This is a genomic window from Massilia sp. ZL223 (assembly GCF_018119395.1).
Classification (GTDB): Bacteria; Pseudomonadota; Gammaproteobacteria; order Burkholderiales; family Burkholderiaceae_D; genus Telluria.
Map to the genome: position 1 here is coordinate 16,052 of NZ_JAGPWD010000004.1, position 12,814 is coordinate 28,865.

18 protein-coding genes are annotated in these 12,814 nt (G+C 64.9%); all 18 read right to left on the minus strand.

The features are described from left to right. Positions 1 to 12: 12 nt before the first annotated feature. The gene (tatA, locus tag KBW95_RS03995) at positions 13 to 255 is read right to left on the minus strand and encodes a Sec-independent protein translocase subunit TatA (RefSeq protein WP_211522894.1); all 243 of its coding nucleotides are present in this window, start codon (positions 253 to 255) and stop codon (positions 13 to 15) included. A 104-nt stretch (positions 256 to 359) separates the two neighbouring features. Continuing rightward, on the minus strand, positions 360 to 734 hold the full coding sequence (locus KBW95_RS04000; RefSeq protein ID WP_211522895.1) for a histidine triad nucleotide-binding protein: 375 nt from the start codon (positions 732 to 734) through the stop codon (positions 360 to 362). A gap of 121 nt (positions 735 to 855) precedes the next feature. Continuing rightward, positions 856 to 1,194 (minus strand): phosphoribosyl-ATP diphosphatase, encoded by a 339-nt coding sequence (locus tag KBW95_RS04005; protein ID WP_211522896.1) that lies wholly within the window; start codon positions 1,192 to 1,194, stop codon positions 856 to 858. Then, positions 1,191 to 1,601, minus strand: coding sequence for a phosphoribosyl-AMP cyclohydrolase (hisI, locus tag KBW95_RS04010; protein ID WP_211522897.1), 411 nt, complete (start codon positions 1,599 to 1,601; stop codon positions 1,191 to 1,193). Before hisI ends, KBW95_RS04005 begins: the two co-directional genes overlap by 4 nt. A 2-nt stretch (positions 1,602 to 1,603) precedes the next feature. Beyond that, complete coding sequence (gene hisF / locus KBW95_RS04015) at positions 1,604 to 2,365, minus strand: imidazole glycerol phosphate synthase subunit HisF (protein WP_211522898.1); 762 nt, start codon at positions 2,363 to 2,365, stop codon at positions 1,604 to 1,606. Positions 2,366 to 2,512: 147 nt separating this feature from the next. Further along, positions 2,513 to 3,289, minus strand: a complete 777-nt coding sequence (gene hisA / locus KBW95_RS04020; RefSeq protein WP_211522899.1) for a 1-(5-phosphoribosyl)-5-[(5-phosphoribosylamino)methylideneamino]imidazole-4-carboxamide isomerase — start codon at positions 3,287 to 3,289, stop codon at positions 2,513 to 2,515. Between the two features lie 43 nt (positions 3,290 to 3,332). Then, entirely contained in the window at positions 3,333 to 3,974 is a 642-nt protein-coding gene (hisH, locus tag KBW95_RS04025; protein ID WP_211527553.1) for an imidazole glycerol phosphate synthase subunit HisH, read from the minus strand. A gap of 4 nt (positions 3,975 to 3,978) precedes the next feature. After that, on the minus strand, positions 3,979 to 4,569 hold the full coding sequence (gene hisB / locus KBW95_RS04030) for an imidazoleglycerol-phosphate dehydratase HisB (RefSeq protein WP_211522901.1): 591 nt from the start codon (positions 4,567 to 4,569) through the stop codon (positions 3,979 to 3,981). A gap of 45 nt (positions 4,570 to 4,614) precedes the next feature. Next, positions 4,615 to 5,703 (minus strand): histidinol-phosphate transaminase, encoded by a 1,089-nt coding sequence (hisC, locus tag KBW95_RS04035; protein WP_211522902.1) that lies wholly within the window; start codon positions 5,701 to 5,703, stop codon positions 4,615 to 4,617. Then, the gene (locus KBW95_RS04040; RefSeq protein ID WP_211522903.1) at positions 5,700 to 6,527 is read right to left on the minus strand and encodes a site-specific DNA-methyltransferase; all 828 of its coding nucleotides are present in this window, start codon (positions 6,525 to 6,527) and stop codon (positions 5,700 to 5,702) included. Before KBW95_RS04040 ends, hisC begins: the two co-directional genes overlap by 4 nt. Further along, a complete protein-coding gene (gene hisD / locus KBW95_RS04045; protein WP_211527554.1) occupies positions 6,524 to 7,846 on the minus strand; it encodes a histidinol dehydrogenase in 1,323 nt (440 codons plus the stop codon). The genes KBW95_RS04040 and hisD overlap by 4 nt, the downstream gene beginning before the upstream one ends. A gap of 2 nt (positions 7,847 to 7,848) precedes the next feature. Further along, complete coding sequence (gene hisG / locus KBW95_RS04050) at positions 7,849 to 8,523, minus strand: ATP phosphoribosyltransferase (protein WP_211522905.1); 675 nt, start codon at positions 8,521 to 8,523, stop codon at positions 7,849 to 7,851. A 2-nt stretch (positions 8,524 to 8,525) separates the two neighbouring features. Continuing rightward, positions 8,526 to 9,779 carry a UDP-N-acetylglucosamine 1-carboxyvinyltransferase gene (gene murA / locus KBW95_RS04055; protein ID WP_211527555.1) on the minus strand — a complete coding sequence of 418 codons (1,254 nt, stop codon included), beginning with the start codon at positions 9,777 to 9,779 and terminating at the stop codon, positions 8,526 to 8,528. Between the two features lie 2 nt (positions 9,780 to 9,781). Then, complete coding sequence (locus KBW95_RS04060) at positions 9,782 to 10,018, minus strand: BolA/IbaG family iron-sulfur metabolism protein (RefSeq protein WP_211522907.1); 237 nt, start codon at positions 10,016 to 10,018, stop codon at positions 9,782 to 9,784. Positions 10,019 to 10,042: 24 nt separating this feature from the next. Continuing rightward, the gene (locus KBW95_RS04065) at positions 10,043 to 10,810 is read right to left on the minus strand and encodes an ABC transporter permease (RefSeq protein ID WP_211522908.1); all 768 of its coding nucleotides are present in this window, start codon (positions 10,808 to 10,810) and stop codon (positions 10,043 to 10,045) included. After that, complete coding sequence (locus tag KBW95_RS04070) at positions 10,807 to 11,718, minus strand: ABC transporter ATP-binding protein (protein ID WP_211527556.1); 912 nt, start codon at positions 11,716 to 11,718, stop codon at positions 10,807 to 10,809. Before KBW95_RS04070 ends, KBW95_RS04065 begins: the two co-directional genes overlap by 4 nt. A 151-nt stretch (positions 11,719 to 11,869) precedes the next feature. Further along, complete coding sequence (locus KBW95_RS04075; RefSeq protein WP_211522910.1) at positions 11,870 to 12,145, minus strand: lipid asymmetry maintenance protein MlaB; 276 nt, start codon at positions 12,143 to 12,145, stop codon at positions 11,870 to 11,872. Further along, on the minus strand, positions 12,145 to 12,792 hold the full coding sequence (locus KBW95_RS04080) for a phospholipid-binding protein MlaC (RefSeq protein ID WP_211527557.1): 648 nt from the start codon (positions 12,790 to 12,792) through the stop codon (positions 12,145 to 12,147). Before KBW95_RS04080 ends, KBW95_RS04075 begins: the two co-directional genes overlap by 1 nt. Between the last annotated feature and the right edge of the window lie 22 nt (positions 12,793 to 12,814).

Consider the following 12,814-nt stretch of genomic DNA (forward strand, 5'->3'; position numbering starts at 1 on the left):
GGGACCCGCGGATTACGAACGGGTCTTGTCGCGGGCTTCCACGTCGATGGTCGTCTTGTCGGCGACCTGCTGCGGCGGGGTCGTGGAGGCGGTGGTAGAGCCGTTGGCCTTCTCTTCCTCGCCCTTCACGCCGTCCTTGAAGCCCTTCACTGCTTTGCCGAGATCGGAACCGATATTGCCGATCTTCTTGGTGCCGAAAATCAGCATCACGACGACCAGGACAATCACCCAGTGCCAAATACTCATCGAACCCATGTTTGTCTCCTTGCAAGGCGCCGGGCGCCTGTAAATCGGAAATGCGTATGTTTCAGTATACGCGATGTGGGGACACTTGCCCCCATATAAAGCTTAGGCTGGACTTAGGTGCCCAGACCGCGCCATGGACGCTTGCCGCCGTACACATGCAGGTGCAGGTGATACACCTCTTGCCCGCCGTCCGGCCCGCTGTTGATCAGGGTCTTGAAGCCGCCGCTGCGTCCGCCGTTGCCGTCGGATTTCACCGCGACACCATGCTCCTCGGCAAGCTTCGGCGCCAGCGCCAGCATCTTGCCCAGTACGGCGGCGTGCTCGTTCGTGCAGTCGGACAAGGTGTCCACGTGCTGCTTCGGAATCACCAGCAGGTGCACCGGAGCGGCCGGGTTGATATCCTTGAACGCGAGCACATCGTCATCTTCATAGACGACGGCAGCCGGGATCTGCTTGGCGACGATCTTGCAAAAAATGCAGTTGTCCATCTTCTCTCCAGATGATTACAGTGCTTTCCGTTTGGAAAACCTAGCTATCCTACCAGCGCCGCATGACATTGGGATGACGATTATGACACCGGATGCCAGCGCCGCAAGGGTAAGTAGGCGCTTACTCTTTGCGCGCGGCCTTTTCGTCGAGACCGGACAAGCCTTCGCGGCGCGCCAGTTCGTCGAGCACCTGCTGCGGCGTCAGCTTGAACTGGGCCAGCAGCACCATCGAGTGGAACCACAGGTCGGCGCACTCGTACAGGACCTTGGAAGTGTCGCCCGAGACGCGCGCGTCCTTGGCGGCCATCACGGTCTCGGTGGCTTCTTCGCCGATCTTCTTGAGAATGGCGTCGTCGCCCTTGGCGAACAGCTTGGCCACATAGGATTTGTCGGGGTCGCCGCCGTTTTCCAGCTTGCGCGATTCGATCACGGCCGCGACACGGGCCAGGGTAACGCTCATGAGGGTTTCTTATCCGCGGAATAAATGGTGTCGGGGTCCTTCAGCACCGGCTCGGCCGTCTGCCAGTCGGCCCCGTCGAATTTCTGGAAGAAGCAGGAGTGGCGCCCCGTGTGGCAGGCGATGCCCCCTAGCTGCTCGATCTTGAGCAGCACCACGTCCTCGTCGCAGTCGAGGCGCATTTCCAGCACTTTCTGAATGTGGCCGGACTCTTCGCCCTTGTGCCACAGCTTCTTGCGCGAGCGGCTCCAGTAGACGGCTTCGCCCAGCTCGGCGGTCCTGGCCAGCGCTTCGCGGTTCATCCAGGCGAACATCAGGATGTCGCCGGTGGCCGCTTCCTGGGCGATCACCGGCACCAGACCGTGCTCGTCCCATCGCACCTTGTTCAGCCATTTGGCATTGGTCGGCATGTTCACTCCAGGCGCATGGGGATGCCACGCTCGGCCATGAAGCGCTTGGCTTCGCCGACCGTGTGCTGCCCGTAGTGGAAGATGCTGGCCGCCAGCACCGCGTCGGCGTGGCCTTCCAGGACGCCGTCGGCCAGGTCCTGCAGGCCGCCCACGCCGCCCGAGGCGATCACGGGGATGCCGACCGCGTCCGAGACGGCGCGCGTCAGGCCGAGGTCGAAGCCGACCTTGGTGCCGTCGCGGTCCATGGAAGTGAGCAGCAGTTCGCCGGCGCCCAGGCTTTCCATCTTGCGCGCCCATTCGACGGCGTCGAGGCCGGTGGCGTTGCGGCCGCCGTGGGTGAAGACTTCCCACTTGCCGGGCGCGACCTGCTTGGCGTCGATCGCGACCACGATGCACTGGGAACCGTGCTTTTGCGAGGCGTCGAACACCAGCTGCGGGTTGGTGACGGCCGAGGTGTTCATGCTGACCTTGTCGGCGCCGGCATTGAGCAGGCGGCGCACGTCCTCGACCTTGCGCACGCCGCCACCGACGGTGAGCGGAATGAAGACGGTCGAGGCCACGGCTTCGATGATCGGCAGGATCAGGTCGCGGCCGTCGCTCGAGGCGGTGATGTCGAGGAAGGTGATTTCGTCGGCGCCCTGCCCGTCGTAGCGGCGGGCGATCTCGACCGGGTCGCCGGCATCGCGCAGCTCGGTGAAGTTGACGCCCTTGACCACACGGCCGCCGGTGACGTCGAGGCAGGGGATGATGCGTTTTGCGAGCATAAAATTTTTTGCGTTAGCGCTTGTTCGTCGTTCCCGCGAAGGCGGGAACCCAAGTTCTACCAGCGTTTCGGCTGCTCATGCAAGCTTGGATTCCCGCCTTCGCGGGAATGACGGTGTATTTGAACCGGTGACTATCGGCCCTGGGGATTAAGCGTCCGCACCCTCAGTCAGTTCATCGGCACGCACCTGCGCCGAGGTCAGGTCCAGCGTGCCTTCATAGATCGAACGGCCGCAGATCACGCCTTCGATGCCTTCGTCCTGCACCGCGCACAGCGCTTCCACGTCGGACAGGTTGTGCACGCCGCCCGAAGCGATGATCGGGATGCGCACGGCTTGCGCCAGCTTGACGGTGGCTTCGATGTTCACGCCCGCCATCATGCCGTCGCGGCCGATGTCGGTGTAGACGATCGATTCCACGCCGTAGCCTTCGAACTTCTTGGCCAGGTCGATGACCTCGTGGCCCGACATCTTGCTCCAGCCGTCGGTCGCGACCTTGCCGTCCTTGGCGTCCAGGCCGACGATGATGCTGCCAGGGAAGGCGCCGCAGGCGTCGTGCAGGAAGCCCGGGTTCTTCACGGCGGCAGTGCCGACGATGATGTAGCTGATGCCGTCGTCCAGGTAGCGCTCGATGGTGTCGAGGTCGCGGATGCCGCCGCCCAGCTGGACCGGAATTTCTTCCAGTTCATTCTGTTCGGCGTACTCCTGCACGACCTGCAGGATCGATTTGATCGCTTCTTCGTTCTTGGGCTTGCCCGCGAAGGCGCCGTTCAGGTCCACCAGGTGCAGCCGGCGCGCGCCCTTCTTGAGCCAATGCAGCGCCATCTCGGCGGGATCTTCGGAAAACACGGTGGCGAGGTCCATATCGCCTTGTTTCAGGCGAACGCAGTGACCGTCTTTCAGGTCGATGGCGGGGATCAGCAGCATGATGGTGGTCGGTTGGTTGACGGTTGGGAGCGAACGCGGGCGTTCACGGTTTCCAGTGGATGAAATTACGGTACAGGCGCAGCCCTGCGGCGGCGCTCTTCTCGGGGTGGAACTGGGTGGCGACGAGGTTGTCGCGCGCCACCGTGCAGCAATACGGCGCGCCGTAGTCGGCTTCGCCTATCGTGTCGGACGGGTTGTCCGGCACCGCGTAATAGCTGTGCACGAAATAGAAATAGCTGTTGTCGGCGACGCCTTCCCACAGCGCGTGGGCGCGCGACTGGCGTACGCGGTTCCAGCCCATCTGAGGCACCTTGAAGCGCGAGCCATCAAGCTGCAGCTTGCCGTCGAGCTGGAAGCGCACCACCTTGCCGGGCAGCAGGCCCAGGCCGGGGGTGCCGTCGTTTTCTTCGCTGGCATCGAACAGCATCTGCTCGCCCACGCACACGCCCATCACGGGTTTGTTCCGGACGGCGCGCAGCAGGGCTTCCTCGGCGCCGGATTCGCGCAGGCTGGTCATGCAGTCGCGCATCGCGCCCTGGCCGGGCAGGACGATGCGGTCGGCCGCGTCGATGTCGCCGGCATTGTTCGAGACCAGCACATCGGCTTCGGGCGCGGCCGCGCGCAGGGCCTGCGCCACAGAGCGCAGGTTGCCGAGGCCGTCCACCACAACAATCTTGTTCGTCATGGCGTCAGAGGCTGCCTTTGGTCGAAGGGATGATGCCGGCGGCGCGCTCGTCCAGCTCGGTGGCCATGCGCAGGGCGCGGCCGAAAGCCTTGAACACGGTTTCGCACTGGTGGTGCGCATTCACGCCGCGCAGGTTGTCGATGTGCAGGGTCACGCCCGCATGGTTGACGAAGCCGCGGAAGAACTCGCCGGTCAGGTCGACGTCGAAGGTGCCGATCATGGCGCGCGTGAAGGGAATGTGCATTTCCAGGCCAGGGCGGCCGGAGAAATCGATGACCACGCGCGACAGCGCCTCGTCCAGCGGCACGTAGGAATGGCCGTAGCGGCGGATGCCTTTCTTGTCGCCGACGGCCTTGGCCACCGCCATGCCGAGCGTGATACCGGTGTCCTCGACGGTGTGGTGCGCATCGATGTGCAGGTCGCCGACGGCTTCGACTTCCAGGTCGATCATGCCGTGGCGCGCGATCTGGTCCAGCATATGGTCGAGGAAGGGGACGCCGGTATTGAGTTTCTGGCGGCCGGTGCCGTCGAGGTTGATCGCGACGCGGATCTGCGTCTCGTTGGTGTTGCGCGTGATTTCGGCGGTGCGGGTCATTGCAGGGTGCTCGTCAGTCGGCCTCCCCCATCGGGGAGAGACCGGTTACAGGGACGCTTTCAGGGCTGTCAGGAATTGGGTGTTTTCTTCCGGGGTGCTCACCGTGACGCGGATGCAGTTCGTCAGCAGCTTATGCATTTTACTCAAATTTTTGATCAAGACCTTCTCGCCATGGAGATGCGCGCAGACGGCATCGGCGTCCGGCACCCGCAGCGAGATGAAATTCGCGGCCGACGGGAAGACTTCGACACCCGGCAAGGCCGCCAGTTCGGCGGCCAGGCGGCTGCGCTCGGCGTTGATCTGCTCGGCCTGGCGGTCGAGCACGTCGAGGTGGTCGAGCGCGAACTCGGCCGCCACCTGGGTCAGCACGTTCACGTTGTAGGGCGGACGGACTTTTTCGAACTGTTCCAGCAGCGCGGCGTGGCCCGACAGGTAGCCCAGGCGGATGCCGGCCAGGCCCAGCTTGGACAGGGTGCGCATCACGACCAGGTTGTCGAATTCCGGCAGGCGGCCCATGAAGCTCTTGTGGGCGAAGGGCTGGTAAGCCTCGTCGACCACGGCGATACCGGTGTCGCCCAGGGCGCGGATCACCGCTTCCATGTCGGCGGCGTCGAACAGGTTGCCGGTGGGATTGTTCGGGTAGGCCAGGAAGACCAGCGAGGGCTTGTGCTGCTCGATGGCGGCCAGCATCGCTTCGCGGTCGAGCGAGAAATCTTCCTTGACCGGCACGCCGACGAAATCGGCGCCGGCGAACTGGGCCGAGCGCGAGAACATCACGAAGGCCGGGACCGGCGCCATGACCACGGCGCGCTGGTCTTGTTTTGCGACGGCGGTCGCCATGATGGCGATCAGCTCGTCCGAACCGTTGCCCAGAAGCACGTCATAGCCGGCAGGCACGCCCAGCTTGGCGCAGATCTTGTTCTTGACGGTGCGGTAGGACGGCACCGGATAGCGGTTCAGGGCCGCGTCGGCCAGGCGCGCGCCCAGTTCGCGGCGGAGTTCTTCCGGCAGCTCGTAGGGATTCTCCATCGCATCTAGCTTGATGTAGCCGCTGGCGTCCGGCACATGGTAGCTGCCGATCGCACGCACGTCGGCACGGATGGTGTTGTCGATCAGCTTGTCGATGGCGCTCATGGATTTCCTTCAGAGGTAATGGCGATAGCCCCTTTGGCCGCCGCCTTGCGTTTCTTTGCAGCCAGCGGAACTTCCGGCGCGGCAAGGCGCGCCTGGATGATCTCGCAATAGGCCGGGTTCAGCTCGAAGCCGGTGAACTGCCGGCCCAGGCGCTTGGCCGCGATGGCCGTGGTGCCGCTGCCCATGAAGGGATCGAGCACCACGCCGCCCGGCGGGCAGGAGGCCTTGACCATGCGCTCGATGATCTCGAGCGGCTTCTGGGTCGGGTGGTCGGCGCGCTCCGGATGCTCGCGGTGCAGGCGCGACACGCTCCATACGTCCTTCGGGTTGTAACCCACTTCGAGCCACTTGGCGCCGACGAAGATCGAGCGCGAGCGGGCCTTCTTGGTCTCGGCGTCGTAGGGAATACGCACCGCGTCCAGGTCGAAGTAGTAGTCCTTGCGGTTGACGAAGAAGCCGATGGTGTCGTGCACCGAGCTGAAGCTGCGCACGCTGCCGCCCATCGAGGGCACGCGGCGGTCCCAGATGATCTCGTTCATCATCGTCATGCGCTTTTTGAGCATGACAAAGATCTCGGGTGCGAAGCGCCAGGTCAGGAAGATGTACAGGCTGCCGTTGGCCTTCAGCTTGGGCAGCACGGCGGCTATCCACTGCTCGGTCCAGGCCAGGTAGGCTTCGACGCTCTGCTGGTCGGACGCGTTGCCGTAGTCCTTGCCGAGGTTGTAGGGCGGGTCGGTCAGGATCAGGTCGATGGATGCATCCGGGATGCGCGCGATTCCTTCGAGCGCATCCTCGCAGAAGACCTGGTTGACCCAGTCCGTCATGACGTTTTGATACGCAGTTCGGCACTACGGGCGTGGGCCTGCAGGCCTTCGCCATAGGCCAGTTCGGCCGCCACCTTGCCCAGGGTTTGCGCGCCCTGCTCGCTCACCTGGATGATGGACGAGCGCTTCTGGAAGTCGTACACGCCCAGCGGCGAGGAAAAGCGCGCCGTGCGCGAGGTCGGCAGCACGTGGTTCGGGCCGCAGCAGTAGTCGCCCAGCGATTCGGACGAGAAGCGGCCCAGGAACATGGCGCCCGCGTGGCGGATCTTATCTGCCCACTGCATCGGCTCCGCGGCCGAGATTTCCAGGTGCTCGGCGGCGATCGCGTTGGCGATCTCGCAGGCTTCAATCATGTCGCGCACCTTGATCAGGGCGCCGCGGTCGCTGAGCGAAGTGGTGATGGTCTCATGGCGCGGCATGGTTGGCAGCAGCTTGTGGATGCTGGCTTCGACCTGCGCGATGTAGTCCGCGTCCGGGCACAGCAGGATGGCTTGCGCCAGCTCGTCGTGCTCGGCCTGCGAGAACAGGTCCATCGCCACCCAGTCCGGGTCGGTGGTGCCGTCGCACAGCACCAGGATCTCGGAGGGCCCTGCGATCATGTCGATGCCCACGGTGCCGAACACGCGGCGCTTGGCCGAGGCCACGAAGGCGTTGCCCGGGCCAACGATCTTGTCCACGGCCGGGATGGTCTCGGTGCCATAGGCCAGCGCGCCGACCGCCTGGGCGCCGCCGATGGTGATCACGCGGGTCACGCCGGCAATCGCGGCGGCGGCCAGCACCATGCGGTTCTTCACGCCGTCCGGGGTCGGGACCACCATGACGATTTCCTTGACGCCGGCCACCTGGGCCGGAATCGCGTTCATCAGCACCGAGGAAGGATAGGCTGCCTTGCCGCCCGGGACATAGATGCCGACGCGGTCCAGCGGCGTCACGCGCTGGCCCAGCACGGTGCCGTCAGGCTCGGTGAAGGTGAAGCCGTTCAGTTCCTGCTTCTGGCGCTCGTGGAACACGCGGATGCGTTCGGCGGCGGTGCGCAGCGCGGCGCGCTGGGCTTCCGGCAGCGAGTCCAGGGCCTCAATGAGTTCGGCCTGCTTGATGTCGAAGGCGTCCATCGAGGATGCCCCGCCGTTCGGGATGCGGTCGAACTTGTTGGTGTACTCCAGCACGGCGGCATTGCCGCGCTTTTTGACGTCCGCAAGGATCTTCGCGACCGCCGTTTCGATGGCGTCGTCGGTCTCCGCCTCGAATGCCAGCAGCGCATCCAGGGTGGGTTTGAAATCGGGAGCGGTGGAGTCGAGCTTGCGGATCTGTACTGCCATGTTCAGCCTACTTGTTGGGACGCGCGTTGGAAGGCGTCGAGGATCGGTTGCAGGCGCTCGCGCTTGAGCTTGAGCGCGGCCTGGTTGACCACCAGGCGCGAGGAGATGTCCATGATCTTTTCGACTTCGACCAGGTTGTTGGCGCGCAGGGTGCCGCCGGTCGAGACCACGTCGACGATGGCGTCCGACAGGCCGACCAGCGGCGCCAGTTCCATCGAGCCGTACAGCTTGATCAGGTCGACGTGCACGCCCTTGGCGGCGAAGTGCTCGCGCGCGGTGTTGACGAACTTGGTCGCCACGCGCAGGCGCGCGCCCTGGCGCACGGCGGTGTCGTAGTCGAAGCCGGCGTTCACCGCGACCGACATGCGGCACTTGGCGATCTGCAGGTCGATCGGCTGGTACAGGCCTTCGCCGCCATGCTCGAGCAGCACGTCCTTGCCGGCCACGCCGAAGTCGGCGGCGCCATGCTGGACATAGGTCGGCACATCGCTGGCGCGCACGATCAGCACGCGCACGCCGGGGTCGTTGGTCGGGAGGATCAGCTTGCGCGAGGTCTCGGGGTTTTCCAGCACCTCGATGCCTGCCGCCGCCAGCAGCGGCAGAGTGTCTTCGAAGATGCGGCCCTTGGACAGCGCCAGGATCAGGCCGGAACTCGTGTTTTGGCTATTCGGATTCATGCTTACTTGATGCGGACGATGTCGGCGCCCACGGCCGACAGCTTCACTTCCATGCGGTCGTAGCCGCGGTCCAGGTGGTAGATGCGGTCCACCAGGGTCGTGCCTTCGGCCGCCATGCCGGCAATCACCAGCGAGGCCGAGGCGCGCAGGTCGGTCGCCATCACGGGCGCGCCGACCAGGCGGTCCACGCCCTTGATGAAGGCGGTGTTGCCTTCGGTGTGGATCGAGGCGCCCAGGCGGTTCATTTCCTGCACGTGCATGAAGCGGTTTTCGAAAATGGTCTCGGTCACGCGGCTCGGACCCGAGGCGATCGTGTTCACGGCCATGAACTGGGCCTGCATGTCGGTCGGGAAGCCGGGATACTCCGTGGTGCGGAAGGACACCGGGCTCGGACGGCCGTCCATGCGCGCGCGGATGGTGTTGCCGGACACGGCGAGCTGCAGGCCCATCTCGCGCAGCTTGTCGAGGGCCACGTCGAAGATGTCGGTGCGGGTGTTGGTGAGCAGGATGTCGCCGCCGGTGGCCGCGACCGCGCACAGGAAGGTGGCGGCTTCGATGCGGTCCGAAATCACCGCGTGCTCGGCGCCGTGCAGCTCCTGCACGCCCTGGATCACCAGGCGGTCGGTGCCGATGCCTTCGATCTTCGCGCCCATGGCCACCAGCAGGTTGGCCAGGTCGGTCACTTCCGGCTCGCGCGCGGCGTTTTCCAGCACGGTCTCGCCCTGGGCCAGGGTGGCGGCCATCAGCAGGTTCTCGGTGCCGGTGACGGTGATCATGTCGGTGTGGATGCGCGCGCCCTGCAGCTTGTTGGGCGCCTTGGCATAGATGTAGCCGCCTTCGATGGTGATCTCGGCGCCCATCTGGCGCAGGCCCTTGATATGCTGATCCACCGGGCGCGAGCCGATGGCGCAGCCGCCCGGCAGCGAGACCTTGGCTTCACCGAAGCGCGCCAGCAGCGGGCCGAGCACCAGGATCGAGGCGCGCATGGTCTTGACCAGCTCGTAGGGCGCTTCCAGCGAGGTGATATTGGCGCCGTTCAGGGTGACGTTCTCGTCGTCCTGGTCCACCTTGAGGCCGGTCTGCTCGAGCAGGCGCAGCATGGTGCGCACGTCGTGCAGGCGCGGCACGTTCGACAGGCGCACGTCGCCTGCGGTCAGCAGGCCGGCGCACAGGATGGGGAGCGCAGCGTTCTTGGCGCCGGACACCGGGATTTCACCGTTCAGGCGCTTGCCGCCGACGATCTGGAGCTTGTCCATGCTTAGCCTCCGAATTCTTCAGGGGTCAGGGTTTTCATCGACAGCGCGTGGATTTCCTCGCGCATGCGGTCGCCGAGCGCGGCGTACACCAGCTGGTGGCGCTGGATCGGGCGCTTGCCGGCGAAGGCCGGCGACACGATCACGGCCGTGAAATGGCGGCCGTCGCCTTCCACCTGCAAATGGGTGCATTCGAGGCCGGCGCTGATGTAGCTGTGGATCAGTTCTGGTGTGGTTTCCACGACAACTCCTGGGTAGATTCTTTGTTAGTGGCGCAGCTTGTAGCCGCGCTTGAGCATGTTGATTGCAATTGCCGCCAGCACCGCGAAGAACACGGCGACGATGGCCAGGCTGGTCCAGGGCGAGACATCGGACTTGCCGAAGAAACCGTAGCGGAACCCGTCAATCATATAAAAGAACGGGTTGAAATGCGAGACGGCGAGCCAGAAGGGCGGCAGTTTCTGGATCGAATAGAACACGCCGGCCAGGAAGGTGGCGGGCATGATCAGGAAGTTCTGGAAGGCGGCCAGCTGGTCGAATTTCTCGGCCCAGATGCCGGCGATCACGCCCATGGTGCCGAGGATGGCCGCGCCCAGGAAGGCGAAGGCGACGATCCACAGCGGCGCCACGAAGCTCAGGTGGGCGAACCAGGCCGTGACCAGGAACACGCCGGCCCCGACCACGATCCCGCGCAGCACCGAGGCCAGCACATAGGCCGACAGGATCTCGGCATGCGACAGCGGCGGCAGCAGGATGAAGACCAGGTTGCCGGTGATCTTGGACTGGATCAGCGAGGAAGACGAGTTGGCGAAGGCGTTCTGCAGCACGCTCATCATCACCAGGCCCGGGATCAGGAAAGCGGTGTACGACACGCCTTCGAGCATCTCGACGCGGCCGTCGAGCACGTGGCCGAAGATCAGCAGGTAGAGCATGGCGGTGACGATCGGCGCCGCCACGGTCTGGGTCGCGACTTTCCAGAAGCGCAGCGACTCCTTGTAGAACAGGGTCCGGAAGCCCACGGAGAAGAGGTTCATTGCTTGCCCTCCTCCATGATCTGGATGAAGATGTCTTCCAGGTCGGCTTGCTCCAGCTGCATCTCGTCGATGACGGCGCCGGATTCGCGCAGGCGCGCCAGGATCGGCTCGACCTCGGAATAGTCGTTCACGCGCAGTGTGTACTTGTTGCCGTTGTTATGTTCGTCGTGCGAGACCAGGTGGCGCAGGCCGTCCGGCAGGTCGCCGCTCTTCAGGTGCACCACCAGCTGCGAGCCCGACACGCGGCGCAGCAGGTTCGGCATGGTGTCCAGCGCCACCACCTGGCCCAGCTTGAGCATGGCCACGCGCTGGCACATGGCCTGGGCTTCTTCCAGGTAGTGGGTGGTCAGGACCACGGTGTGGCCCTCGCGGTTCAGGCGCGAGATGAACTTCCACAGGGTCTGGCGCAGTTCCACATCGACGCCGGCGGTCGGTTCGTCGAGCACGATCACGGGCGGCTTGTGCACCAGGGCCTGGGCCACCAGCACGCGCCTCTTCATGCCGCCGGACAGGGCGCGCATGTTGACGTCGGCCTTGTTGGTCAGGTCGAGGTTGTGCATCACCTCGTCGATCCAGGCGTCGTTGTTCTTGATGCCGAAGTAGCCGGACTGCAGGCGCAGGGTCTCGCGCACCGTGAAGAAGGGATCGAACACCAGCTCCTGCGGCACCACGCCCAGGCGGATGCGCGCTTCGCGGAAGTCGCTCACCACGTCGTGGCCGTGCACGCGCACGCTGCCCGCGTCGGGGCGGATCAGGCCTGCGATGGTGGAAATCAGGGTGGTCTTGCCGGCGCCGTTGGGGCCGAGGAGGCCGAAGAATTCGCCTTCCTCGATGGTCAGGGAAACGCCCTTGAGGGCCTTGAAGCCCTTGTAGCTTTTCTCGACGTTGCTGATCTGGATCGCTGTCATTCTTGTTGGGGAGGCGCGGACGCGCGGGACGGTGCGGTGAAACAGCCCATTATAGGGGAATTCGCAATGTCAAGAGCGACAGGGGATTTTCGGGACGCGCCGAAGCAGTGCCGGCGGAAGAAAAGAAGGCGACGGGCGAACCCGCCGCGCATCATTGCTGCGGCAGCAGCGAGTCGACCCCGTACAGGGCCGCGAGCTTGCGGACGTTGTCCGGCATGTTGATGAAGCGCAGGCGCTGGCCCGCCGCCTGTGCGCGGCGCTGCCAGGCCAGCAGCATCGCCACGCCCGAGGAGTCGGCCGCCTGGATGCCCGCCAGATCGAACACGGTCTCGCCGGCCTTGATCGCGAGCGCACCCTGTTCGAGTGCCGCCCGGGCGCTCTGGAAGGTCAGTGCATCGAGCGAAAGCATCGCATTGGCCTCGGCCATTACTTCGGCGCCTTCAGCGGCTTGTTGGCCAGCTGCGCATTGCGGTCGGCCAGGGTCTTGATCAGGCCATCGATGCCGCCCTTGTTGATCTGGCTGGTGAAGGTGCCCTTGTAGGTCTCGACCAGCCAGGCGCCCATCACGTTCAGGTCATAGATCTTCCAGCCCTGCGCGCCCTTGGCGACGCGGTAGTTCAGGGTGACCGGCTCGCCGCGCGAGACGTTCACCTGCGAACGCACTTCGACGTCGGTGGCGCCCGGTTCGGCGCGCAGCGGCTTGAACTCGACGGTCTGGTTGTCGACCTGCGACAGCGCGCCGGCATAGGTGTACACCAGCAGGGTGCGGAACTCGTCCGACAGGCGCTTCTGCTGCTCCGGGGTGGCCTGGCGCCAGAAGCGGCCGGCCGCCTGCTGGGTCATCTTTTCGGAATCGACGTAGGGCAGGATCTTGGTGTTCACCAGGCCCATGATCTTGTTGCGGTTGCCGGCCTGGATCTCCTTGTCGGCCTTGACGGCGTCGAGGATCTCGGTGGAGATGCGCTTGACGAAGACGTCCGGCGCTTCTGCGGTGGCGGCCGGCGCGGCGATGGCGGCGGTGGCGAAGGCGACGCTGGCGGTCGCGGTGGCGATCAACTGGATGATAGGCTTCATGTAGGGCTTTTCCTTTCGTTGG